At 45.8% G+C, this 23132-nt stretch carries 23 protein-coding genes, 2 pseudogenes and 1 riboswitch; of the genes and pseudogenes, 19 read left to right on the top strand and 6 right to left on the bottom strand.

The genetic code is table 11. The annotated features are described in order from the left end of the window. Positions 1 to 117: 117 nt before the first annotated feature. The gene (locus OWN49_RS02490) at positions 118 to 564 is read left to right on the top strand and encodes a MarR family winged helix-turn-helix transcriptional regulator (RefSeq protein WP_003154686.1); all 447 of its coding nucleotides are present in this window, start codon (positions 118 to 120) and stop codon (positions 562 to 564) included. 35 nt (positions 565 to 599) lie between these two features. On the opposite strand, the gene motB is transcribed toward OWN49_RS02490, so the two are convergent. The 3 genes from motB to clpE all read right to left on the bottom strand — a co-directional run bounded on the left by motB (position 600) and on the right by clpE (position 4443). Continuing rightward, a complete protein-coding gene (gene motB, locus OWN49_RS02485) occupies positions 600 to 1391 on the bottom strand; it encodes a flagellar motor protein MotB (RefSeq protein WP_014417581.1) in 792 nt (263 codons plus the stop codon). After that, complete coding sequence (gene motA, locus OWN49_RS02480) at positions 1363 to 2178, bottom strand: flagellar motor stator protein MotA (protein WP_003154684.1); 816 nt, start codon at positions 2176 to 2178, stop codon at positions 1363 to 1365. The genes motB and motA overlap by 29 nt, the downstream gene beginning before the upstream one ends. A 168-nt stretch (positions 2179 to 2346) precedes the next feature. Beyond that, positions 2347 to 4443 (bottom strand): ATP-dependent protease ATP-binding subunit ClpE, encoded by a 2097-nt coding sequence (gene clpE / locus OWN49_RS02475; RefSeq protein ID WP_165408977.1) that lies wholly within the window; start codon positions 4441 to 4443, stop codon positions 2347 to 2349. A gap of 401 nt (positions 4444 to 4844) precedes the next feature. Between clpE and OWN49_RS02470 the strand changes: the two genes are divergently transcribed. The 6 genes from OWN49_RS02470 (at position 4845) to queF (ending at position 9687) form a co-directional block, all read left to right on the top strand. Continuing rightward, entirely contained in the window at positions 4845 to 5882 is a 1038-nt protein-coding gene (locus tag OWN49_RS02470; protein WP_070081724.1) for a YkvI family membrane protein, read from the top strand. 97 nt (positions 5883 to 5979) lie between these two features. Then, the gene (locus tag OWN49_RS02465; protein ID WP_077722133.1) at positions 5980 to 7101 is read left to right on the top strand and encodes a hypothetical protein; all 1122 of its coding nucleotides are present in this window, start codon (positions 5980 to 5982) and stop codon (positions 7099 to 7101) included. A 108-nt stretch (positions 7102 to 7209) separates the two neighbouring features. Then, positions 7210 to 7254: riboswitch (PreQ1 riboswitch) on the top strand. Between the two features lie 96 nt (positions 7255 to 7350). Further along, the gene (gene queC, locus OWN49_RS02460; protein WP_003154679.1) at positions 7351 to 8010 is read left to right on the top strand and encodes a 7-cyano-7-deazaguanine synthase QueC; all 660 of its coding nucleotides are present in this window, start codon (positions 7351 to 7353) and stop codon (positions 8008 to 8010) included. Further along, positions 8011 to 8451 carry a 6-carboxytetrahydropterin synthase QueD gene (gene queD / locus OWN49_RS02455; RefSeq protein WP_025650398.1) on the top strand — a complete coding sequence of 147 codons (441 nt, stop codon included), beginning with the start codon at positions 8011 to 8013 and terminating at the stop codon, positions 8449 to 8451. Beyond that, complete coding sequence (queE, locus tag OWN49_RS02450) at positions 8444 to 9175, top strand: 7-carboxy-7-deazaguanine synthase QueE (protein ID WP_003154676.1); 732 nt, start codon at positions 8444 to 8446, stop codon at positions 9173 to 9175. The genes queD and queE overlap by 8 nt, the downstream gene beginning before the upstream one ends. Before the next feature lie 17 nt (positions 9176 to 9192). Next, positions 9193 to 9687, top strand: coding sequence for a preQ(1) synthase (queF, locus tag OWN49_RS02445; protein ID WP_003154673.1), 495 nt, complete (start codon positions 9193 to 9195; stop codon positions 9685 to 9687). 222 nt (positions 9688 to 9909) lie between these two features. On the opposite strand, the pseudogene OWN49_RS02440 reads toward queF, so the two are convergent. Then, positions 9910 to 10119 (bottom strand): annotated as a pseudogene (locus tag OWN49_RS02440) (helix-turn-helix domain-containing protein). A 283-nt stretch (positions 10120 to 10402) separates the two neighbouring features. Between OWN49_RS02440 and OWN49_RS02435 the strand changes: the two are divergent. The 3 genes and pseudogenes from OWN49_RS02435 (at position 10403) to OWN49_RS02425 (ending at position 11709) form a co-directional block, all read left to right on the top strand. Further along, on the top strand, positions 10403 to 10882 hold the full coding sequence (locus OWN49_RS02435) for a GNAT family N-acetyltransferase (RefSeq protein ID WP_077722134.1): 480 nt from the start codon (positions 10403 to 10405) through the stop codon (positions 10880 to 10882). Positions 10883 to 11024: 142 nt separating this feature from the next. Beyond that, positions 11025 to 11120: pseudogene (locus tag OWN49_RS02430) on the top strand (hypothetical protein); the annotation flags it as partial. Positions 11121 to 11433: 313 nt separating this feature from the next. Further along, on the top strand, positions 11434 to 11709 hold the full coding sequence (locus OWN49_RS02425) for a DUF3219 family protein (RefSeq protein ID WP_146283585.1): 276 nt from the start codon (positions 11434 to 11436) through the stop codon (positions 11707 to 11709). 72 nt (positions 11710 to 11781) lie between these two features. On the opposite strand, the gene OWN49_RS02420 is transcribed toward OWN49_RS02425, so the two are convergent. Continuing rightward, the gene (locus tag OWN49_RS02420) at positions 11782 to 11967 is read right to left on the bottom strand and encodes a YkvS family protein (protein ID WP_003154669.1); all 186 of its coding nucleotides are present in this window, start codon (positions 11965 to 11967) and stop codon (positions 11782 to 11784) included. Between the two features lie 163 nt (positions 11968 to 12130). On the opposite strand from OWN49_RS02420, the gene OWN49_RS02415 reads away from it, so the two are divergent. From OWN49_RS02415 to OWN49_RS02390, 6 genes are all read left to right on the top strand, one after another. Further along, complete coding sequence (locus OWN49_RS02415; RefSeq protein WP_176283294.1) at positions 12131 to 12325, top strand: hypothetical protein; 195 nt, start codon at positions 12131 to 12133, stop codon at positions 12323 to 12325. Positions 12326 to 12598: 273 nt separating this feature from the next. After that, entirely contained in the window at positions 12599 to 13222 is a 624-nt protein-coding gene (locus OWN49_RS02410) for a cell wall hydrolase (protein WP_039062984.1), read from the top strand. Between the two features lie 115 nt (positions 13223 to 13337). Beyond that, on the top strand, positions 13338 to 14678 hold the full coding sequence (locus tag OWN49_RS02405; protein WP_172614642.1) for a polysaccharide biosynthesis protein: 1341 nt from the start codon (positions 13338 to 13340) through the stop codon (positions 14676 to 14678). 62 nt (positions 14679 to 14740) lie between these two features. Beyond that, a complete protein-coding gene (gene stoA, locus OWN49_RS02400; RefSeq protein ID WP_039251632.1) occupies positions 14741 to 15235 on the top strand; it encodes an endospore biogenesis thiol-disulfide oxidoreductase StoA in 495 nt (164 codons plus the stop codon). Between the two features lie 243 nt (positions 15236 to 15478). Further along, positions 15479 to 17392, top strand: a complete 1914-nt coding sequence (locus OWN49_RS02395; RefSeq protein ID WP_077722135.1) for a heavy metal translocating P-type ATPase — start codon at positions 15479 to 15481, stop codon at positions 17390 to 17392. A 112-nt stretch (positions 17393 to 17504) separates the two neighbouring features. Continuing rightward, positions 17505 to 18599 (top strand): M24 family metallopeptidase, encoded by a 1095-nt coding sequence (locus OWN49_RS02390; RefSeq protein ID WP_057079974.1) that lies wholly within the window; start codon positions 17505 to 17507, stop codon positions 18597 to 18599. A gap of 57 nt (positions 18600 to 18656) precedes the next feature. Here the strand turns inward: OWN49_RS02390 and OWN49_RS02385 are convergent, their stop codons facing one another. Further along, positions 18657 to 18782 carry a hypothetical protein gene (locus OWN49_RS02385; protein ID WP_003154659.1) on the bottom strand — a complete coding sequence of 42 codons (126 nt, stop codon included), beginning with the start codon at positions 18780 to 18782 and terminating at the stop codon, positions 18657 to 18659. 99 nt (positions 18783 to 18881) lie between these two features. Here OWN49_RS02385 and OWN49_RS02380 point away from each other — a divergent pair, with 99 nt between their 5' ends. From OWN49_RS02380 to ptsG, 3 genes are all read left to right on the top strand, one after another. Then, on the top strand, positions 18882 to 19847 hold the full coding sequence (locus OWN49_RS02380; RefSeq protein ID WP_103526936.1) for a LacI family DNA-binding transcriptional regulator: 966 nt from the start codon (positions 18882 to 18884) through the stop codon (positions 19845 to 19847). Positions 19848 to 19897: 50 nt separating this feature from the next. Next, entirely contained in the window at positions 19898 to 20764 is an 867-nt protein-coding gene (gene glcT / locus OWN49_RS02375) for a glucose PTS transporter transcription antiterminator GlcT (RefSeq protein WP_012117426.1), read from the top strand. Positions 20765 to 20994: 230 nt separating this feature from the next. After that, positions 20995 to 23091 carry a glucose-specific PTS transporter subunit IIBC gene (ptsG, locus tag OWN49_RS02370; protein WP_176283295.1) on the top strand — a complete coding sequence of 699 codons (2097 nt, stop codon included), beginning with the start codon at positions 20995 to 20997 and terminating at the stop codon, positions 23089 to 23091. Positions 23092 to 23132: the final 41 nt, after the last annotated feature.

Genomic DNA, 23132 nt, shown 5'->3' with positions numbered 1-23132 from the left:
TTTATTAAGGCCAGACAAAAAGAAGAGAAATTTTGGAAACATTTTTGTTGACATTTTTCATTTTGTTTATTAATGTTTCTCTGTAACGGTTTCTTTTGTAAAAGGATGATTGAATGTATGACGGATAAAACAGAAAACTCATTGAAATTATTTATTGTACTGTCACGTGCGTACCGATCTATTAACGACCATATGAATAAACATATTCATAAGCACGGTCTGAACCCGACGGAATTTGCGGTGCTTGAGCTGCTGTACCACAAAGGCAACCAGCCGCTTCAGCAGATCGGCGACAAAATTTTATTAGCGAGCGGAAGTATTACATACGTTGTTGACAAATTAGAGAAAAAAGAACTTCTCATCAGAAAAGCCTCGCCGACTGACAGAAGAGTGACTTTCGCACAAATTTCCGAAAAGGGAATCCGTCTTTTGGACGATATTTTCCCCGATCATGCTGAAGAAATTAAAGAAATGATCAGTGTGCTGAGTGATGAAGAGATAGAAATGTGTACGGAAATGCTGAAAAGAGTGGGGTTAAACGCTAAACATTTTCATCAGAAATAAAAAAGGAAGCCGTTTGAAAGGCTTCCTTTTTTATATTACTGATTTTGGTCAGTCGCGGCGTTTCTAGGCTGTATCAATACCTCGACGCGCCTGTTTTTGCTGCGCCCTTCAGCGGTTTTATTCGACACGGCCGGTTTATACTCTCCGAAACCTTTGGCGCTGAATACTTTTGCGTCAAGTTTCGGGTTTTCCGTGAGAATAGCCATGAAGTTGACGGCCCGCATGACGCTTAAATGCCAGTTAGATTGATATTGTGAGTTTTTAATCGGCACATTGTCCGTATGTCCGCTGATGATAATGTTCCTCGGCGGATTCAGCACAAGGAGATTCGAGATTTCCTTCGCAAGCGGAATATCTTCCTGACGGATATCCGCCCGTCCGGAATCAAAAAAGATACTGTCTTTAATGGTAATTAAGAGTCCTTCTTTAGTCAGCTTTGTTTCCAGCTGAGTTTCAAGCTTTTTGTTTTTTATAAATTGATTGACTTGCTTTTGCACGCCTTCAAGTTCTTCGCGGTCGGCTGCTTCTCTTTCTTTCTTTTTCTGTTCTTTATCTTTTTCCTTTTCCTTGTCTTTTTTTAACTGATCAATGCCGTCTTTTTCGTTTTCAGGAGGGGTGACGCTTGAATATTCAAGAACACCCGTGCCTCCGGTAAACACGGCGTTAAATGATTTAGACAGCATTTGGAATTTCGCCGCATCGACCGAGCTCATGGCGAACAATACAATGAACAGAGCCAAAAGAAGGGTGAGCAAATCCGCGTACGGGATCAGCCAAGACTCATCCACATGCTCGTCATCATGCTTCTTCTTCTTTTTTCTCGCCATTGTTTGCCTCTCCTTCTTGTTCAGCGACTTTTGCGCGTTCATTCGCAGGAAGATACATGAGAAGTTTTTGTTCGATCACTTTCGGGGCCTGTCCTTCAAGCACTGACAGAACGCCTTCGATCATGATTTCACGCAGTTTGACTTCCTGCTTTGATTTGCGTTTCAGTTTGTTGGCGAAGGGATGCCAAAGTACATACCCTGTGAAAATCCCGAGAAGGGTGGCGACAAACGCCGCACTGATGGCATGTCCGAGCGCCTCGGTATTGTTCATGTTGGAAAGAGCGGCGATAAGGCCGATGACCGCACCCAAAACGCCGAGTGTCGGCGCATATGTGCCGGCTTGTGTAAAGATGGCTGCGCCGGCCTGGTGTCTGTCTTCCATCGCTTCAACTTCCTCAGTCATAATATCTCTGATAAATTCTGCGCTTTGTCCGTCAACCGCCATGCTCAGGCCGTTTTTCAAAAATGCGTCATCCACGTCTTCAATGCTTGCTTCTAATGCGAGCAGACCTTCACGTCTGGCGATTTGCGCCCATTGAGAGAACATAGGAATTAATTGCGCAATTGTCAGCTGTTTGTTTTCTTTAAACAGCACTTTAAAAAGGGCAGGCACTTTTTTGATTTCTTTTCCGGGGAATGCGATGATCACCGCAGAAATCGTACCGAACAAAATAATCAGAATAGCTGCCGGGTTAGCGAGTGCGCTTAAGCTGACCCCTTTCAGCACCATGCCCACGCTTAAAGCAATCACGGCGAGGATGATACCGATAATCGATGTTTTATCCATAGTTTTCACCAAATCCTTTATACTAGCTTTCTATGGTTAATATCGGTGGCAGTGCATGGAACTTTAGGGTGATTGAGAAATTGTTCCCGAATTCTTCACAGTTTCTCCCTTCCGGCATGGAGAAATAACAAAAAAGCGGCTCCCCGCGAGGAGGGAACCGCTTTTTTGTTATTGTGCCCGGACTTTGATGCCGTCCTCTTCCATTACGACATGGAAGGCTTTGATTTCGTTGTCATCCAATAGAAGATCTGTCATTTCGTCCTCGATCAATTCTTGGATGGTTCTTCTGAGCGGGCGTGCTCCGAAAGCGGGGTGGTAGCCGATTTCAGCGATTTTTTCTTTCGCATCATCGGTGACGCTCAGGCTGATGCCGCGCTCTTTTAATGTGTCTTCAAGCTCTGTGAGAAGCAGGCTGACGATTTTCACGAGATGTTCTTTTTTTAGGGATTGGAATTCAATAATGCTGTCAAACCGGTTTAAAAACTCCGGTTTGAAGAACGCGCTCAGTGAATCAATCAGCGTTTGTTCTTCCATGACGCTCTCTTCAGATTGGAATCCGACTTTCACCTGTTTTTCGCCGGTTCCAGCGTTGCTAGTCATAATCAAAACGGTATCTTTGAAGCTGACCGTTCTGCCCTGGCTGTCTGTCAGACGGCCGTCCTCCATAATCTGCAGAAACATATGCTGGACATCAGGGTGGGCTTTTTCAATCTCATCGAGCAGCACGATGCTGTACGGATTGCGGCGCACTTTTTCCGTTAATTGACCGGCTTCATCGTGTCCGACATATCCCGGCGGTGAACCGATAATTTTTGATACGGCGTGTTTTTCCATGTATTCACTCATATCGAGACGGATAATGGAATCTTTTGTACCGAACAGTTCATCTGCGAGTGTCTTTGATAACTCAGTTTTTCCGACTCCGGTCGGTCCGACAAAGAGGAAGGAGCCGACAGGTCTGTTTTTGGATTTTAAGCCGGCGCGGCTTCGTCTGACCGCTTTCGCCACTTTTTTCACGGCTTTTTCCTGACCGATGACACGCTGATGAAGATGCTCTTCAAGTTCCTTCATTTTGACTTGTTCATCAGCCTGGAGTTTTCCGACCGGAATGCCTGTTTTCTGTTCAATGATGGCTTGAATATGCTCCGCACCGATTTCAGGTGAAGAGGCCGGTGTTTCATGCGCCAGCTGCTTTTCCAAAGCCGCTTCTTCATCACGCAGTTTCGCGGCAAGCTCATAATTTTCTTCATGAAGCGCTTTTGTTTTCTCCGCGTCAATTGCTTTGAGTCTCTCAGCCGCATCTTCTTCATTTACGGTATCAAGCTCCAGGTTCGCCTTAGAGCCGGCTTCATCTAATAAGTCGATCGCTTTATCCGGCAGGTGGCGGTCCTGAATGTAACGGGATGAAAGCGTAACACAGGCGTTTATTGCTTCATTGCTGAATGTGACGCCGTGGTATTTCTCGTATTTATCTTTAATGCCTTCCAGAATGCTGATGGCTTGTTCTATTGTAGGCTCGTGAACCATGACAGGCTGGAAGCGTCTTTCAAGCGCCGCATCTTTTTCAATCTGGCGGTACTCTTTCAGCGTTGTCGCCCCGATGACCTGCAGCTCGCCTCTGGCAAGCGCCGGTTTCAGGATGTTCCCGGCATCCATTGATCCCTCGGCAGAGCCGGCGCCTACGAGAAGGTGAATCTCATCAATGAACAAGATGACGTTTTTCCGTTCTTTTAATTCGTTCATTAATTGTTTCATTCTTTCTTCAAACTGGCCTCTGATCCCTGTATTGGCGACGAGAGAAGCGACGTCAAGCAGGTAAAGCTCTTTGTTTTTCAATTTGTTCGGCACATCGCCCTCAGCGATTTTAAGCGCGAGGCCTTCTGCAATAGCCGTTTTACCGACGCCCGGCTCACCGATCAGCACCGGATTGTTTTTATTCCGGCGGTTCAAAATTTCAATTACGCGCGCCACTTCATTATCGCGGCCGATCACAGGGTCAATCAGACCTGCTTTTGCGCCGTTTGTGACGTTTTGAGCGAGCTCGTCGAGCAGGCCTTTTTCAGGGCCGGACTGCTGTTTATTTTGATTGGGAGCGAAACCTTGCTCAAACGGGAATCCGAATGATTGCGGCCCCATGCTCATAGACGGTTTTCGGGTTAATTCTGTATAACATGTTTCACATAAAACGAATTGTTTTTGAATGGAATTGACTTGCATGTTCAGGCGAATCGTCGCCTCGTTTTTCTGACAATGTTGACAACGCATTTGCCAAAACCTCCTCGAAAAATGTTTGATCATCTTTGACCAAATGGATTAGAAAATAAGGCCGAAACTTTGACCTTCTTTGATTATTAGTATACTCTGACCTTCTTTGACTTTCAAGTATTTTGTTTCAAACCCCGAAAAATAAATGTTTACAGCATGATAAGTGATATTCGTGAGGTTTGATTATTTTTGACCAATATAGTCGGAAAGGAAATGGAATGATTTGACCTTTCTTGATGAAGAGTATACGCCGGCCCTTTTTTTCTTTCAATATTTTTGCTTAGAGGAGAGAGCTGAATCTGTTTTTTCCGGGGAAGGACGATTTGTTCGTCTTTTCGGGAGACTTGTCTCATAAGCATATATAAAGGCCTGGACAAATCTGCGTTTAGCCGGAGGGTGAAATGGGACAAACAAAAGGTTCTGCAAGTCAGCTTGCATTTGTATACGTAGGCACGGTTGTAGGAGCCGGTTTTGCCACGGGACGGGAAATCGTTGAGTTTTTTCTGAAGTTCGGCTGGATCGGTCTGTTCGGTATCGTGGTAAGCGGTCTGATGTTTACATATTTAGGCGCCAAAATCATGATCATTTCCAAACGGATTCATGCAGCATCTTATCAGGAATTGAACACATATTTATTCGGCCAGTCCATCGGCCGCGCCGTGAACATGTTTATGATGTTTATATTGCTGGGAGTGACCTCTGTCATGCTGTCCGGAGCTGGAGCGCTGTTTCATGAACAGCTTGGATGGCCCGCACAAGCGGGGATCCTTCTGACGATCGTACTGAGCTTTGCCGTCATGACAAGCGGTGTTAAAGGTGTGGTCGGCGTCAATATATTGGTTGTGCCGCTTTTAATTTCTTTCTCTTTTATCGTGACAGCTGATTCATTTGTATTTACAAGCACGAGAAACGCGGACGAATGGGTATGGCCTGATAAGTGGAACTGGCTTTTGTCCGCCGTCTCTTACGGCGCGTTAAATTTATCGCTCGCCCAAGCCGTCCTTGTGCCGCTTGCGAACGAAATGTCTTCAGAGAAGGTGATCAGAAGGGGAGCTTATTTAGGTGGCGTTCTGTTGACACTGGTGCTTGCCGCGAGCTTCTTATCATTATCGGTGCTGCCGGATGTGCTGGAGTTTGACATTCCGATGGCTCAAGTCGTCTATTCGTATTCGCGTTCGCTTCATATCATTTATTTGTTTATTATTTTCGGGGAAGTGTTTACGTCGGTTATCGGCAATTTATACGGATTGGAAAAACAATTAAACAGTTTTCTTCATATAAAAAGTACATATATTTACGGCGGCATTTTGGCGTTTGCTTTCATTATCAGCCAAATCGGTTACGGGCAGCTGATTTCCACCGTTTATCCGGTGTTTGGGTATGTGAGTCTCGCTTTCATCGGCGCATTGATTTGCAAAAAAATCCCGAAAGAAAAATAAGGATATAAGGAAAATGTCTGTATTTTTTGGGAATTCCCCTTCTTTTTTACTGCCATTTCTGTATAATGAATTGGGAAATGATGGGGAGGAGTAAGAGATGAAGGATCGACGTGTATTATTGGGATTTATTTTTATTTGTATCGGCATTGCGTTTTTTTTACAGAAGGCGGGAGTTATACATATATCCGCAGGTTCGGCGTGGCCGTTTCTTTTCATTATAATGTCCGCAGGGTTTCACGCCGGATTTATTTTTGCGAAAAAAACGCCTGAACAGGCGGGACTGCTCGTTCCCGGCGGTATGTTTCTTGTGCTGGGCTGCCTGTTTTGTTTTGAGACCGCAACGGGATGGACGTATTCAGGCGTGACGTGGCCTGTTTATATATGGGCGCCTGCTCTCGGTCTGTTTGAGCTGTGGTATTTCGGCGGGAGAAAGATCGGCGTATTGATTCCTGCTTTCATCCTGACAGCCGCGGGAGCACTATGCTTTGCCGGAATGCTGATGACGGGGCTGTGGCCGCTTTTGATCATCGCAGCCGGGCTTTTGTTTCACGCCGCTGCCTTTATGCAGCCGAAAAAAAGATCGGGCCTTCTTATTCCGGGCGGCATTTTGCTTGTGACGGGCGGCTTGTTATGGTTTGAAACGCTGACGGATTGGACATACGCAAATGTGACATCGCCTGTCTACCTCTTTGCCGTTGCGTTCGGCCTGTTTGAAGCCTGGCTGTTCGGCAGAAGGCAAAGAGGGCTTTTGACTGCTGCGGCGGTTCTGTGCGCCGCGGGCATTTTCGGCATATTCACCAATGCAAATGAAGTCATCAGCGAACGCGGCTGGCCCGTTCTCATTCTTTTGCTGGGCGCCGCTTTTCACATTCCGATTTTCGGCCCGAAACCTGTCAAAAACGCGGGGCTTCTCGTACCGGGCGGCATCTTATTGATTACGGGGTTCTTGTTTGTCTTTGAAACGGCAACCAATTGGTCTTACTCCGATGTGACATGGCCTGTTTACCTGTTGGCAACGGCATTCGGTTTATTTGAGCTGTGGCTGTTCGGCGGGAAACAGAAGGCGCTGCTCATCCCGGTTGCGGTGCTGACCTTGACAGCACTTTGCTTTATGATGACGTATCAGCCGATCATTCCGGTTTCTGTTTTCTGGCCTGCTCTATTTGTTCTGATCGGGATTGCGCTGATGGTATTTCCGGGGAAGAAACGCGGGGCTTAAACCCGCTTTTGCAGCCTGACACAGGTTTCAGGCTGTTTTTTTATTGTCACGGGAAACAATATTATGGTATGATAGCAAAAGTGAAAAAAGAAGAAAATCCGTATTGATGCGGGAGAGGTTCTAGCTACACCCTCTATAAAAAACTAAGGACGAGCTGTATCCTTGGATACGGTTTTTTTATGTTTTTTAGGGCGCCTTCTCCGAAAAAGGCGCTTTTTTTATGGAATGATAGATAAGGGAGAGAAAGACATGAAAAAAGAAAAAGCAGTTGTGGTGTTCAGCGGAGGCCAAGACAGCACGACTTGTTTATTATGGGCTTTGCAAAACTTTGAAGAAGTGGAAACTGTTACATTCCATTATAATCAGCGTCACCAAGAAGAAATCGATGTGGCAAAATCGATTGCCGAAAAGCTCGGTGTCAAAAACCACTTGCTTGATATGTCTCTTTTAAATCAGCTTGCGCCGAATGCGCTGACAAGAGATGATATCGAAATTGAAGCGAAGGACGGGGAATTGCCGACAACCTTTGTGCCGGGACGCAACCTTGTATTTTTATCCTTTGCATCGATTCTTGCATATCAAATCGGTGCGCGCCACATTATTACCGGTGTTTGCGAGACTGATTTCAGCGGCTACCCGGACTGCCGTGACGAGTTTGTCAAATCCTGCAATGTCACCGTCAACTTGGCGATGGAAAAGCCGTTCGTCATTCATACGCCGCTTATGTGGCTGAACAAAGCAGAAACGTGGAAACTTGCGGATGAGCTCGGCGCGCTTGATTTTGTAAAGAATAACACACTGACTTGCTATAACGGCATCATTGCGGACGGATGCGGCGAATGCCCGGCATGCCTGCTCCGCAATAAAGGATATGATGAATATATGAAAATGAAAGGAGAGCGGAACTAATTGCTTTCTCAAATTTACCCGCAGGTTCAGCATCCTTATTCGTTTGAGTTGAATAAGGACATGCACATTTCAGCCGCGCACTTTATTCCCCGCGAAAGCGCCGGAGCGTGCAGCAGAGTCCACGGGCACACGTATACAGTAAATATTACAGTTGCGGGGGATGAACTGGACGATTCAGGCTTTCTCGTGAATTTCAGCGTGCTGAAGAAATTGGTGCACGGCGCTTATGACCATACATTGCTGAATGACCATGAGGAATTTTCTGAAGATGACAGATATTCACTGCCGACGACCGAGGTCGTGGCCAAAACGATTTATGATAAGGTGCAGTCCTACCTCGAAACACTGGAGAATCAGCCGGTCTGCGTGCAGGTTTTTGTCAGGGAAACCCCGACAAGCTATTGCGTATACCGCCCGAAAAAAGGTGATAGGAATGGCTAAAGGAATTCCGGTATTAGAAATTTTCGGACCGACGATACAAGGGGAGGGCATGGTTATCGGCCAGAAAACCATGTTCGTCCGCACGGCGGGCTGCGACTACTCCTGCAGCTGGTGCGACTCCGCTTTTACATGGGACGGCTCAGCCAAAAAAGATATCCGCTGGATGACAGCGGAAGACATTTACCGCGAGCTGAGAGAAATCGGCGGAGACGCCTTTTCTCATGTCACCATCTCAGGAGGAAACCCGGCGCTGTTAAAGCAGCTTGACGCGCTGATTCTGCTGCTGAAAGAGCACGGGGTGCGCGCCGCTTTAGAAACGCAGGGAACGGTCTATCAGGATTGGTTCACAATGATTAACGACCTGACGATTTCACCGAAGCCGCCAAGTTCGGGGATGACAACCGATTTTGCAAAGCTCGATCACATTGTGTCTTCGCTTGATGCGGCAGAAAGGCTTAACGCGGTCAGCTTAAAGGTCGTCATTTTTAATGATGAAGATCTCCAATTCGCGAAAACCGTGCACAAGCGATATCCGAATATTCCGTTTTATCTTCAGGTCGGAAACGATAACGTCCATACGACGGACGACCGGGCATTGATCGCACATCTGCTCGGAAAATACGAAACACTCGTTGATAAGGTTTCTGCCGATTCGGATCTGAATCTCGTCAGAGTCCTGCCTCAGCTGCATACATTGCTTTGGGGCAATAAACGGGGAGTTTAATAGAAAGGGAGATTTATATGACAAGAAAAGAATCAGAATTAGAAGGAGTTACGCTCCTGGGTAATCAAGGGACAAACTATTTATTTGAATATGCGCCGGAGGTTTTGGAATCATTTCCGAATAAACACGTGAACCGTGATTATTTCGTTAAATTCAACTGCCCGGAATTTACGTCGCTTTGCCCGAAAACGGGACAGCCGGATTTTGCAACCATCTACATCAGCTATATTCCGGACGAAAAAATGGTGGAAAGCAAATCGCTGAAGCTGTATCTTTTCAGCTTCCGCAACCACGGAGATTTCCACGAGGACTGCATGAACATCATCATGAATGATTTGATCGAATTAATGGACCCCCGCTACATTGAAGTATGGGGCAAATTCACGCCAAGAGGCGGAATCTCCATTGACCCGTATACAAACTACGGCAGACCGGGAACAAAATATGAAAAAATGGCCGAACATCGGATGATGAATCATGATATGTATCCGGAGACGATTGACAACCGTTAATTTCAGACGGAGTACGGACTCGGAATATAACCTAAATACCCCCGGTTGCGGTCCGAAGTGTGAAACGGAGTGAGGTCACGGTAAAACCCGAACATTTAGCGTCAGTTTTAGACGGAAATGTGAGCGAGTCACAGCGAAGTGTGACCCGACTGTGACCCGAAGAAGCCATAGTGTGACCACGATCCCTGTCTTTCTAGGCGGGGATTTTTCAATACGTTCTATTTATTCAGCGTCCTCAATTTCGAATAGCTCATCGACTTCTACGTCGAGCGCTTTCGCAATCGAAAAAACGTGCCAGTCTTAGTGGCGACTATTCTTATCGAAGCGCGATATCGAACCTTGTGGCACACCAGATGCTTCCGAAAGTCTTACCTGCGTCCACCCTTTCGCCTTCATAACGGCGTTTAGGCGCGGCGCTGCATTTAGTTTCATTTTGACCACCTCTGCGACCATTATAAGTCTTTTTAAAAGAGCAAGTATAGTCTATTCAGTTTATTTCTAAGGTTGCTTACGCTCAGGTATAAAAATATATAAAATGCTCCACCTAAATGTTGAAAACGAAAGCAATTGCAATAAGAGCAGTTGCTTTTTTTAGCCGGGCAGCATTCCTGTAATAAATAAAAATTTAATTTTGGAAGAAACATGGCAGTTAGCACAACAGAAAATTATAAAAAAGATATAATAGTTCTAAATAACATTAACTTGGAGGGAAAAAATGAATTTAGAAATACGATTAGCAAGTGCAGAAGAATATCAGATTGTGCATAAAATTATGTTAGAGGCATTTGAAGAATATAGATTTCTTGAAGTTCCCTCTAGTGCATTAAATGAACCGTTAGATCATCTATTAAATGCAATGAAACAAGGATTAGAAAAAGCATTGTTGTGCTTTGTAGATGGGGAACCAGTTGCTTCTTCTAGAATCACATTAAAAGATACCTCGATATATTTTTCAAGATTATCCGTTACATCACACGCAAGAGGAAAAGGGATAGCGAAAGCAATATTATTATGGATTGAGAATTATGCTATTGAAAATAAAAAAAAGAAAATAGAATGCCGTGTTCGTGCATCATTACCAAAAAATATAAGCTTGTACGAAAGAATGGGTTACATAGTTTATAAAGAAGAAACGGTTACCAACCCTAATGGTTATGAAGTTAAAACAGTAGTAATGGAAAAACCTATACTTTAGAAACTAGGTGAACTTCTTGTAACAAATGAACTGCAAATTGGATAATTTGTGAAGTAATACACTTAACAATCGGGTGCATTTGCATATTATATATGTCTAATATGTATGACCCCTTATTTTAAATGTAGTCTTGATTACAGCAGGACGATGTGATAACTGCGACTATATGCTATTCAAAAGTTCGGTGAAGAATGGGAAGTTTCCTCGGGAGTGCCGGCGGTCTCGGAATATAACCTAAATACCCCCGGCTTTTAAGCGGGGGTATTTTTCGTCTCTGCCACGCAGCCAAAAAGGTGCATGATATTCGCACAGAACTTCTATAAGGGAAAGAGAGATCATTTGGAGAAAAGAAAAAGACGAGTAAACCCGGGGGGAGTGTACTCGCCGCTTCAATACGTGACGGGTGCTGGATGGCAGCTCGTCTGTTTCATTATAAAATAGGGAACGTATGTTTGTAAAGACCTGCGCTGTTTTTTCTTATTCGGAGCGGATCAATTGTAAAGGAATGGCCAGCATGGTAGCATGTCCTGTAAAAAGAAGGAGTGTTCGTTATGGAGCCGTTAGAGTTAAACGGTGTAAGGCTGAAAATGTATGATTGTAAAGAAAGTGCGGGTAAAGACGGCCGTATGATTTCATTCGTATTGAAGGTGACCTCTGAAACGTATCATGATATTGCCGTCCTTTTGTACGAAAAAACATTTGACATCAAGGCGCCCGAGCGTGGGCTTGAATTCCGCGGTAAAATAACCAACTACTATACATCCGTCACAAATCTTTACAATAAAGATGAGACCGGTGATTTTTTTGTGGAAATGACCGAGATCTGAATTCATTTGAAAAAGCTGCCGGGCGGCAGCTTTTGTGCGGGATATGTAAATGGTTCGGATTGTTCGGGGGGTTTAATAGGAGTCTCTGATGATTTTATAATTCTTATGGTTGACGACAGTGAGGGAATCTAATTCAAGGTCACGATAATTATCCATGATGGTTACATCAACGATGACGGAGTTTTCATTTACTTTTTCAACAATACCGGTTAATCCGTTTTTAAATTCAATGACGTTTCCAACCTTAGCAATTTTCACGAGCTTCCTCTCCTTTATCATAAATCCTGTTTGAAAATATTTTGCAGTATTTTCTTTAAGAAGTAAAGCGATATGGGTATCAGCCCGCTCAATCATTGTCCCGGCGGGGGAAAGATGGTATATTGTTTTTCGGGAAAAAGCCGAGAAAAGGAGGCTGTATTCGTTGCTGCCTGAGGAAATTTCAGAACGTATCAACCAAATGCGCACCGGTGAAATCAAAGAATTCAGGGTGCAGAAAGAACATTTTCTTGCATTTCGAGCAGTTTTATCGAAGCAGGAAGATTTTAAGCATTTCCGCGGTATTGCCCAGCAGGGCGGAGATGTTATCTTCCAGTATTTAGAACATCCAAGAAGCTGACGGCTCCTCGCCCTTGAGGAGTCTTTTTTTGGTTTCAGTTTCTCATTTCATCTGGCTGTAACAGATGTAAACAAAATGTAAAATCCCTCCGATGGATACTTTTACTGCTATTTGGTTAATGTTGTGAAAATGACGGCTGTTTTCCTGCCAATAACAAGGCTGTTAACAAACTTCTTCCATTATAAAAGCTGATTGGGAGCACTGGAAAATCTTTAAACGTGAATTTGCGCACAGCTCTTGTTAAGGTAGTGAAGTATTTAAGGAGGAAATCGTATGACGACAAAATTTGCTGCCTTGGCTGTCTTTTTTCTATGTTTTATGCCTGCATCAAAAATTGAACATACAGAAGCTCTGTTTACTTTTGCGAAGAAGCCAAAGCAAGAACCCAGCACCCTGGTTGCTGATTTAAATAAAAAAAGCCCGGTTCCGAAGCTTTCAAAAACGGATCATAAGCATTCTATCCAACCGATAAAGCTTTCATCTCACCAAGAGAAGAAAGCAAAACCGGAAGAGACGGCTTATCAGCCGCCGAAAAAAACGTATTCCCGCGCTGACAGACAACTCCTGTCACGTCTCGTTCACGCAGAAGCGAAAGGTGAATCTTATAAAGGGAAGGTTGCGGTAGCCAGCGTAGTGCTGAACCGCACTGAAAAAAACGGTTTCCCGGATACCATTCGGGGCGTGATCTATCAAAGGAATGCATTTGAACCGGTAGCAAACGGAAGCATTAATCAAAAGCCGGATAAGGATTCCATCGCCGCCGCAAATGAGGCGCTTGACCATCCGGGCAGAGAAACGAACGCGTTGTTTTTCTACAATCCGAAAACGGCATCTGACCACTGGATCCGTTCCCGAAAAATTATCGAACGGATCGGCAGACACGTATTTGCGATGTAAGCATAGCGGGATCAAAAATATCCCCGCTATGCTTTTTTCAATTTTGAGAAATCGAAAATATTTTCAGAACTTGTCTCATATGATGATGGAAGAACGTGAGACAAGGAGAGACACCATGAATCGATTTGTGAAAGGGATCATTCTTTTATCCATCGCCGCCTTTTTCGCGGAATGTCTGGAATTTGTCGTGAATATGATACTGGCGCGGGAGCTTGGCGAGCATGGGATGGGGCTTTACATGAGCATTCTGCCCACCATCTTTTTAATTATCGTAATCGCCAGTCTGGAGCTTCCGATCTCTATTTCAAAATTCATCGCGGAATCCAATCAGAAGCTGCATGAAAGCATGCTCCGGCATGCCTTCAGAATGACCGCCGTTTTTACCGCGTTTTCAACCGCGGCCGCAAGCATCGCGCTGCCGTTCATTCCTGTATTCGATACGTATCACCCCTTTATTAAAGGGATTGTCATCGGGCTGATTCCAGTTGTCGCTTTTACATCCATCGCCAGAGGTTATTTTATGGGTGTGCAGCAAATGGGAAAAATCGCGGTTGCGAATGTCTTGAAAAAAATCATTCAAGTGCTTTGTCTGTTTATCTTTTTTCAATGGTACTCTTTTGAAATTGATATGGCCGTGCTTATTTCGTTATTTGTGCTGGTCGCAAGCGATGTTGTGGTGTTCGTTTATTTGTATACGCAGTTTATTTTGGCGCGGAGGGCGCTTTCCGGCCATCAGCACATTCATCTTCGCGGGAAAGACGTGCGGAAACGCCTCCTGGCCGTATCCATCCCGACAACGGGACTTCGTATATTTCATGCGGTGACAAACGCAGTTGAACCCTTCTTGGTTAAAGGAGCGCTGCTGGCGTCCGGGGTTGCCGGGACAGCTGCGATTGATCAATACGGCATGCTTGCCGGTGTAGCGATGACAATCGGTTCGTTTCCCGCATTTATCGCCCATTCGCTGATGGTCGTCATGATTCCCAGCATTTCAGAAGCATATGCGCTGTCCCAATATGATATTGTGCTGAAACGGCTGAGACAAGCGATTTTTATTACATTCGGCTACGGCATTCCGGCAGTCTGGGTCATGTTTCAGTTCGCAGGCCCGCTGACCCATTTGTTTTTTCAGTCTCCGGAAGCGCAGTATTATTTGCAGCTTTTGTGGCCGTTTTTTCTTTTTCATCTGTTTGTGATGCCGCTTCAAGCCTGTCTGATCGGCATCGGCCACGTGAAAACGGCGTTTTATCATAACGTATGGAGCAGCATTGTAGGGCTTTCGATGATGTATGTGCTCGGTTCTATGCCGGAATTGCAAATGCTCGGCATTATACTCGGTATGAATACCGGCATGATCCTTCTGACAAGTTTACATTACGCGACGATCTGCAAAGACCTCGGTGTCTCCGTGTTTTTGACGGGCGGCGGAAGAACAGCGCCCCGGATCGAAAGCTGAAAAGGCTGATACATTTCAATAAGGAAGGGCAAGCTATCCGAAACGCGTGAAAGGAAGATCATATGCATAAAACCCGCCTAATTGTATGTGCAGTCCTTTTGATAGCTGCCGCCGTCTGGATGCCTGAAGCAAAAGCCTCATCAGAAAAACAGGCAGTTCCCGCCGTGTTTCTGATGAAGACGATTGAAGGAGACGAAATATCGATTCCGAATAAAGGGCAGAAAACGATTTTACATTTTTGGACATCGTGGTGTCCGCCGTGCAAAAAAGAACTTCCGCAATTCCAAACGTATTTTGAACAGCATCAGTCCGATGATGTAAGCCTTGTAACGGTAAATTTGATGAATGCCGAGCGAAATAAAAATACCGTTCAAAACTTTGTCACTCAGCACCATCTCACATTCCCGATTGTTCTTGACACGAAAGGCGAGCTTATGAAGGAATACGATGTCATGACGATTCCCACGTCATTTCTGCTGAATGAAAAAGGAGAAATCGAAAAAAAGATCGTCGGTCCGATGACCGCCTCACAATTAAAAGAATGGTCAGAGAATTAAAAAGGTGCGGGAGGAATTCCTCCCGCACCTTTTTTTGCATATAATGAACAGCTGAAGAAACGCTAATGATAATTATTATCAAAAAGAAATTAAAACAATTATAATTGAAATCTTCCGCCGGCATGCTATAATAAAGAAAACACTGCGATAACACTGTGAAAATGCTGCCTGTCAGGCGGCTGTTTTACTTTTATCGGGGAATTGAAGATGATTTGCGTTCTCAATTAGAGAGGAGAATTCATAATGAATGAACAAGTGATGACACAAACCCATTCACAACAGCAGATACAAGAAGAGCGGGCCGGAAAAAAATGGCTCCAGCATGCAGAACTCATTGCGGCGCTCGTATCCGGCGTCCTTATTCTTGCGGCCTGGTTTTTTAGCGAAACAAAAGGCCTGTCCGTCACTTTGTATATCCTTGCCTTCCTGATCGGGGGATTTGCAAAAGCGAAAGAGGGAATTGAGGATACCATTGAGACGAAGGCGTTAAATGTAGAACTGCTGATGATTTTTGCGGCTGTCGGCTCCGCCCTGATCGGTTATTGGGCGGAAGGCGCTGTTCTTATCTTTATTTTTTCGTTAAGCGGCGCGCTCGAAACATATACGATGAATAAAAGCAGCCGTGATTTAACATCTTTGATGAAACTGGAACCGGAGGAAGCGACCCTGCTTGCGGACGGACGGGAAAAGCGGGTGCCGGCTGCTGAACTTAAGATCGGTGACATGATCGTCATTAAGCCGGGCGAACGCGTAGCGGCAGACGGGATTATTGAGTCTGGCGTGACGAGCCTCGATGAATCGGCGCTGACGGGTGAGGCGATGCCGGCGGAAAAAACAGCAGGAGATTCTGTGTTTACAGGAACGGTAAACGGAAACGGCTCCTTAACGGTCCGTGTGACGAAAACAAATGAACAGTCTTTATTCAGAAAAATCATCCGGCTGGTGGAATCAGCCCAAAACAGCGTGTCACCGGCTCAGGCATTTATTGAGCGATTCGAAAGTGTCTATGTCAAAGGCGTGCTGTTAGCCGTGGCTGTGCTTTTATTCGTTCCTCATTTCGCTTTAGGCTGGAGCTGGAGTGAAACCTTTTACCGGGCGATGGTGTTTATGGTGGTCGCCTCCCCGTGCGCGCTTGTCGCTTCTATTATGCCCGCTGCGCTTTCCCTTATCTCAAATGGGGCCCGCAACGGATTATTGGTTAAAGGAAGTGTGTTTTTAGAGCAGCTGGGAAGCGTACGGATGATCGCATTTGACAAAACCGGCACGGTCACAAAGGGACAGCCGGCAGTCGCGGCATTTCAAGCAGCGGAACATGTGAGTGAAGATGAGATCATGCAGGCGGTGTATGCGATAGAAAAGCAATCAAGCCACCCGCTTGCAAAAGCGATAGCTGAATTTGCCGAAAGCCGGGGCGCCGCGCCCGCAGGCCATCTATCGATTGACGAGACGTCGGGATTCGGCGTTCAGGCTGAAATAGAAGGCGTCAAATGGATGGTCGGAAAAGCGGGATTTGCAGGTGAACATGCGGCAGATGCTTTTTTGCAGACATCGGGAAAAGAATTAAAGGATAAAGGCTTTACACTGGTCTTTGTTAAAAAAGATGACCGGATTGCAGGCTGCTTCGCCTTAAAGGATCAAATCCGCCCTGAAGCCAAAGCCGTGATGGCTGAGCTTGAATCACTGGGCATTCAAACAGCCATGCTCACTGGCGATCAGTCTGAAACTGCGGCTGCCATCGCGAAAGAGGCGGGCATGACGACGGTTGTTGCCGATTGTCTGCCGGACCAAAAGGCAAAAGAAGTGAAGAAGCTGAAAGAAACGTACGGCACAATCGCCATGGTCGGAGACGGCATTAATGACGCGCCCGCTCTGAAAACCGCTGACGTCGGTATTGCGATGGGCGGGGGAACGGACGTGGCTCTAGAAACGGCTGACTTAGTCCTTATGAAAAATGATCTTCACAAGCTTGTGAAAATGTGCAGACTCTCAAGGAAAATGAACCGGATTATTAAGCAGAATATTGTTTTCTCGCTCTCGGTCATCTGCCTTTTGATCTGCGCCAACTTTCTGCAGGTGATGGAACTGCCGTTTGGCGTAATCGGGCATGAGGGGAGCACGATTCTGGTCATACTGAACGGACTGAGATTATTAAAATAAACATGACAGCCGCACACGGGCGGCTGTTTTTTTAATGTTCGTTCACAGCATAAACGCCGGAAAACTGATAGAATGAATAAAGAGTCACTTTGGTAAGGAGGAAAAGCAAAAAATGAACAGATTAGAACGTGTTTCATCTTGGCTGAAAAAAGAAGGACATGATGCGGCGTTTATACATACAAAGGAAAACGTATTTTATTTAACTGATTTTTACACAGATCCGCATGAGCGGTTAATGGGATTGTTCCTGTTTCAGGAACAGGAGCCGTTTTTCGTTTGTCCGGGAATGGAAGCCGGACAAGCCCGAAGCGCCGGATGGGAGCATGGTATTATCGGCTACGGCGATCACGAAGATCCGTGGGAGCTGATCAAAGCCGAGCTCACAAAACGAAATGTGCCGCTTGATTCCATCGCGGTTGAAAAGGATTCGATCTCTCTTTCCCGCTCAGAACAGCTCAAACAAGCTTCAGGGGGCGCAGCATTTGTTTCGGCAGAAGAAACGCTCAACCAATTCCGCCTCGTAAAAGATGAGAAGGAAATCAGCATTCTCAGGGAAGCGGCAAAACTCGCGGATTACGGAGTTGAAGTCGGTGTCGCGGCGCTTAAAGAGGGTGTGAGTGAAACCGAAGTACTCGCACAGATTGAGTTTGAGCTGAAGAAAAAAGGTGTGCAGGGCATGTCATTTTCAACGATGGTGCTGTTCGGGGAAAAATCAGGCCAGCCCCATGGGAATCCGGGTGCAGACAGGTTGAAAAAAGGCGATTTTGTCCTGTTTGATCTGGGCGTTATTCTTGACGGCTACTGTTCAGACATTACGAGAACATTCGCATACCAATCAATCAGCCCGAAACAGGAAGAGATTTACGAAACGGTGCTTAAAGCTGAACAGGCGGCGCTTCAATTAAGCAAACCCGGCGTCAGAATCGGCGATCTTGATTTAAAAGCCCGCGGCATTATTGAAAAAGCCGGATACGGAGACTATTTCCCGCACCGCCTCGGCCACGGACTCGGGATTTCGGTTCACGAATATCCATCAATGAGCAGCGCGAACGACACACTCCTCAAAGAAGGCATGGTGTACACGATAGAACCGGGGATTTACGTGCCGGATGTCGGCGGCGTGCGCATAGAAGACGATGTGTTTGTCACAAAAGACGGCGCCGAAGCATTAACGCAGTATCCGAAAGAATTAACGATTCTGAAATAGAAAGCTTTGTGATAAAAAAGGACGGTTCTGGAACGCAGCGTCCTTTTTTATCACCTTTTAAATGAAAAAATCATCAAAATGCTGAAATGGTTTGATATCATGCTTTTCATTCAGGGGCCGCAGGGCAAGGTAACTGCCGCCGAGTATGGCCAGACACAAACCGATTAAGCAAAGAATCCCCATCGCTGTTCTTCTCCTTTCAAACGAATAGGATGTATCTGTTTCTAGCTTACTGTATGAAACGCATTCCAGATCAAGGGAAAAAAAGAAAGGGGGGACGCCATGGCTACGATCAGAGACATTGCCGGCGCTGCCGGGGTTTCCGTTACAACGGTATCAAGAGTTTTAAACGATCATCCTTATGTAAGTAAGGACAAAAGAGAAAGAGTGAAAAAAGCGATGCAATCGCTCGGATACACGCGCAACATTCATGCTGTGCATTTATCCAAAGGTTTTTCCGATATGATCGGCGTTGTGCTTCCGTCGGTGAATCTTCCGTATTTTGCAGACCTTGTTGCAGGTATTGCCGAGGCTGCCGAAGCGTCAGGCGTGCATCTTTCTTTATACCAGACAGATTATCAGCAGAAAAAAGAACGTTTTGCCTTATCGCAATTACAGGAGCGCCAAGTGGACGGCCTGATTATCTGCTCCAAAGCAATTCCTGATGGGCATCTGCTTACCGTGAAAGAACCGCTCATCCTCTGCCAGTACACTGATGCGGCAGGGCTTTCCTCCATCAGTAATCCGCATCGGGAAGCATTTCGGCACGGTCTGGATTATCTGATAGAAAAGGGACACCGGAAAATAGCGATCAGCCTGGCCAGAAAAAAGGGAAAAAACAGTCAAGTCCGCATCGCCGCATATAAAGAGGCACTGAAGAAGATCGGGCAGCCTTACAGGGAAGAGCTGGTTGTGGAAAAGGTGCTGACGCTGCTTGACGGGAAAGCCCTTTTTCATAGATGGAAGAGCTGGGATGACAAACCGACTGCGCTGTTTGCGGCGAATGATCAAGTATCCGCAGGTCTTTACCTTGAAGCCAAGGCAAACGGGACGCGCATCCCGGAAGAGCTTGCGATTTTGAGCATCGACAATCATGATATCAGCAAGATGTTAGGTATTTCCACAATAGATATACAAACGAAAGAAATGGGAAAGCAGGCTTTTCACATGCTTGAGAACCGGATCAGCGGCGGGCCTCCGGGAAGGAAAGTTCTTGATTACCGCCTTATTGAACGATCAACCGTCTAAAAAAAGAATTGACGCGCTTTCCGTTCGTTTTGTACGATATGAGGTATTGAATGACAAAGGAGCTGAGGATCATGAAGGGGTCCTTTACAGTTGAAAAGGTATTAAATAACAATGTGCTCATCGCAACACATGATAGATACAGTGAGGTCGTCTTAATCGGAAAAGGGATCGGCTTTGGAAAAAAACAAGCGGATGTCATTGAAGATAAAGGGTATGACAAGATGTTCATCTTAAAGGATGAAAAAGAACAAAAACAATTTAAAAAGCTCCTCGGTTATGTGGACGAGACACTTGTCGACATCTCCAATGACGTCATTTATCATATCAAGAAGCGGACAAGCCAACCGTTAAATGAGCATATCCATATTGCGCTGACTGACCATATCGCCTTTGCGGTAAAGCGGCTGCAGCAGGGGTTTGACATTAAAAACCCGTTTCTCATGGAAACCGAAACGCTTTATCCGGAAGAATTCCAAATTGCCCGTGAAGTCGTCGGCATGATTAATGAAAAGACGGGAATCTGCCTTCCTGAAGGAGAGATCGGCTTTATCGCTCTGCATATCCATTCCGCCCTGACGAATCGGCCCCTTTCAGAGGTCAATCAGCATTCACAGCTGATGTCCCGCCTCGTTCAGGTGATTGAGGAATCTTTCCAGATGAAAGTGAATAAAGAAAGCGTCCACTATTTGCGGCTGATCCGGCATATCAGATTTACCATAGACAGGATTAATCGGGAAGAGCAGACAAAAGAACCAGAAAAGTTAATGTTATTATTGAAAAATGAATACCCGCTATGCTACAATACTGCTTGGAAACTGATAAAAATCTTGCAGCAAATACTGAAAAAACCAGTTCATGAGGCGGAAGCGGTTTATCTCACGCTTCATTTGTACCGATTAACCAATAAAATTTCATAATTTCAGTTGAAACCTTAAAAACGTGTCACTGATTCGATCAGGCATGAGTGATTGAGGGTAAAAAACGGGAAGAACGATCCCGTTATTTTGCACACCCTTTTTACTCATGCCTTTTTTGTTGTGTAAAAGGGCAAATGTAAACGGTTAAACTGAAGACTTGCGCCAGTGAATTCGTTGTCATGAATTTTCGCTGTAAGGTCACACTAGCTAACAGAGGAGGTACATCTTTTATGTTTAAAGCATTATTCGGCGTTCTCCAGAAAATCGGCCGTGCTCTTATGCTTCCGGTTGCGATTTTACCGGCTGCGGGGATCTTGCTTGCGTTAGGGAATGCCATGCAGAACAAAGATATGATTCAAGTCATGCATTTCTTAAGCAATGATAACGTTCAGCTTGTGGCGAACGTCATGGAAAGCGCCGGCCAAATCGTATTTGACAACCTGCCGCTTCTTTTTGCAGTAGGGGTTGCGATCGGTCTTGCCAACGGAGACGGTGTTGCCGGAATCGCGGCCATTATCGGATACCTGGTCATGAACGTATCCATGAGCGCCGTGCTTATGGCGAACGGCAGTATTCCGTCTGACAAAATTGAACGGGCAAAGTTTTTTGCGGAAAACCATCCGGCCTATATTAACATGCTGGGGATACCCACTTTGGCGACGGGCGTGTTCGGCGGTATTATCGTCGGGGTTCTGGCCGCGTTATTGTTCAACAAGTTTTATAAAATTGAACTTCCGCAGTACCTCGGATTCTTTGCGGGTAAGCGGTTCGTCCCGATTATCACATCAATTTCCGCATTAATTCTCGGACTTATTATGTTAGTGATCTGGCCTCCGATCCAGCACGGTCTGAATTCCTTCTCCACGGGTCTTGTGGAAGCGAATCCAACCTTGGCGGCCTTTATTTTCGGGATGATTGAGCGGTCGTTGATTCCGTTCGGTCTTCATCACATTTTCTACTCGCCGTTCTGGTATGAATTTTTCAGCTATAAAGATGCGGCCGGAGACATCATCCGCGGAGATCAGCGGATTTTCATGGCTCAGATCAAAGACGGCGTACAGCTGACGGCGGGAACATTTATGACGGGGAAATATCCGTTTATGATGTTCGGTCTTCCGGCGGCAGCGCTTGCAATCTATCATGAAGCGAAGCCTGAAAAGAAAAAACTTGTAGCCGGAATCATGGGTTCTGCCGCTCTGACAAGTTGCTTAACGGGAATTACCGAGCCGCTTGAATTCTCATTCTTATTTGTGGCTCCTATCCTGTTTGCGATTCATTGCGTATTCGCGGGACTTTCCTTTATGGTTATGCAGCTGCTGCATGTAAAAATCGGTATGACGTTCTCAGGCGGTCTGATTGACTACTTCCTGTTCGGAATTCTGCCTAACCGGACGGCTTGGTGGCTTGTCATTCCGGTCGGCTTAGGACTAGCACTCATTTACTACTTCGGTTTCCGGTTTGCGATCAGAAAGTTCAATCTGAAAACGCCGGGCCGTGAAGAAGAGGCTGCGGATGAAGGTGCGGGCGCCTCAGGCGAAGCCGGCGACCTTCCTTATGAAATCCTGCAGGCAATGGGTGACCAGGAAAACATTAAGCACCTTGACGCTTGTATCACGAGACTCCGCGTTACGGTCAACGACCAGAAGAAAGTGGATAAGACTCGTTTGAAACAGCTTGGCGCCTCAGGCGTTCTTGAAGTCGGAAACAACATTCAGGCCATTTTCGGCCCGCGTTCTGACGGTTTAAAAACACAGATGCAGGATATTATCGCCGGACGCACGCCGCGACCTGAACCGAAAGTATCCGCGCAAGAAGAAGTCAGCCAGCAGGTTGAAGAGGTTATCGCAGATCCGCTCCGAAACGAGCAGGGTGAAGAAGTGTTCGCTTCTCCGATCACCGGCGAAATCCATCCGATTACCGATGTGCCTGACCAGGTGTTCTCAGGAAAAATGATGGGTGACGGTTTTGCGATTCTTCCTGAAGAAGGAATCGTCGTATCGCCTGTCCGCGGAAAAGTGCTGAATGTTTTCCCGACAAAACATGCGATCGGTCTTCAGTCTGACGGCGGAAGAGAGATCCTGATTCATTTCGGAATCGACACAGTCAGTCTGAAAGGCGAAGGATTCACTTCTTTTGTTTCTGAGGGTGACCGGGTTGAACCGGGGCAAAAGCTGCTTGAAGTTGATCTTGAAGCGGTTAAACCTCATGTTCCTTCATTAATGACACCGATTGTCTTTACAAATCTTGCCGAGGGTGAAGCGATTTCCCTTTCGGCCGAAGGTACCGTAAAACGGGAACAAAAAGATATTGTGAAAATCGGAAAATAAGCATATAAATACGCCGTGCTTGTCAGATGACAAGTACGGCT

It is taken from the genome of Bacillus sp. NEAU-242-2 (genome assembly GCF_027853835.1).
Taxonomy (GTDB): Bacteria; Bacillota; Bacilli; order Bacillales; family Bacillaceae; genus Bacillus; species Bacillus velezensis.
The sequence above is the reverse complement of the archived record's forward strand: the minus strand, read 5'-3'. Positions and strand labels throughout refer to the sequence as shown.

What these genes read in the sequence shown, in the direction of transcription:
- OWN49_RS02490 (WP_003154686.1), top strand. Translation starts at nt 118, where the DNA reads ATGACGGATAAAACAGAAAACTCATTGAAATTATTTATTGTACTGTCA.
- motB (WP_014417581.1), bottom strand. Translation starts at nt 1,391, where the DNA reads ATGGCGAGAAAAAAGAAGAAGAAGCATGATGACGAGCATGTGGATGAG.
- motA (WP_003154684.1), bottom strand. Translation starts at nt 2,178, where the DNA reads ATGGATAAAACATCGATTATCGGTATCATCCTCGCCGTGATTGCTTTA.
- clpE (WP_165408977.1), bottom strand. Translation starts at nt 4,443, where the DNA reads ATGCGTTGTCAACATTGTCAGAAAAACGAGGCGACGATTCGCCTGAAC.
- OWN49_RS02470 (WP_070081724.1), top strand. Translation starts at nt 4,845, where the DNA reads ATGGGACAAACAAAAGGTTCTGCAAGTCAGCTTGCATTTGTATACGTA.
- OWN49_RS02465 (WP_077722133.1), top strand. Translation starts at nt 5,980, where the DNA reads ATGAAGGATCGACGTGTATTATTGGGATTTATTTTTATTTGTATCGGC.
- queC (WP_003154679.1), top strand. Translation starts at nt 7,351, where the DNA reads ATGAAAAAAGAAAAAGCAGTTGTGGTGTTCAGCGGAGGCCAAGACAGC.
- queE (WP_003154676.1), top strand. Translation starts at nt 8,444, where the DNA reads ATGGCTAAAGGAATTCCGGTATTAGAAATTTTCGGACCGACGATACAA.
- queF (WP_003154673.1), top strand. Translation starts at nt 9,193, where the DNA reads ATGACAAGAAAAGAATCAGAATTAGAAGGAGTTACGCTCCTGGGTAAT.
- OWN49_RS02435 (WP_077722134.1), top strand. Translation starts at nt 10,403, where the DNA reads ATGAATTTAGAAATACGATTAGCAAGTGCAGAAGAATATCAGATTGTG.
- OWN49_RS02425 (WP_146283585.1), top strand. Translation starts at nt 11,434, where the DNA reads ATGGAGCCGTTAGAGTTAAACGGTGTAAGGCTGAAAATGTATGATTGT.
- OWN49_RS02410 (WP_039062984.1), top strand. Translation starts at nt 12,599, where the DNA reads ATGACGACAAAATTTGCTGCCTTGGCTGTCTTTTTTCTATGTTTTATG.
- OWN49_RS02405 (WP_172614642.1), top strand. Translation starts at nt 13,338, where the DNA reads ATGAATCGATTTGTGAAAGGGATCATTCTTTTATCCATCGCCGCCTTT.
- stoA (WP_039251632.1), top strand. Translation starts at nt 14,741, where the DNA reads ATGCATAAAACCCGCCTAATTGTATGTGCAGTCCTTTTGATAGCTGCC.
- OWN49_RS02395 (WP_077722135.1), top strand. Translation starts at nt 15,479, where the DNA reads ATGAATGAACAAGTGATGACACAAACCCATTCACAACAGCAGATACAA.
- OWN49_RS02390 (WP_057079974.1), top strand. Translation starts at nt 17,505, where the DNA reads ATGAACAGATTAGAACGTGTTTCATCTTGGCTGAAAAAAGAAGGACAT.
- OWN49_RS02385 (WP_003154659.1), bottom strand. Translation starts at nt 18,782, where the DNA reads ATGGGGATTCTTTGCTTAATCGGTTTGTGTCTGGCCATACTCGGCGGC.
- OWN49_RS02380 (WP_103526936.1), top strand. Translation starts at nt 18,882, where the DNA reads ATGGCTACGATCAGAGACATTGCCGGCGCTGCCGGGGTTTCCGTTACA.
- glcT (WP_012117426.1), top strand. Translation starts at nt 19,898, where the DNA reads ATGACAAAGGAGCTGAGGATCATGAAGGGGTCCTTTACAGTTGAAAAG.
- ptsG (WP_176283295.1), top strand. Translation starts at nt 20,995, where the DNA reads ATGTTTAAAGCATTATTCGGCGTTCTCCAGAAAATCGGCCGTGCTCTT.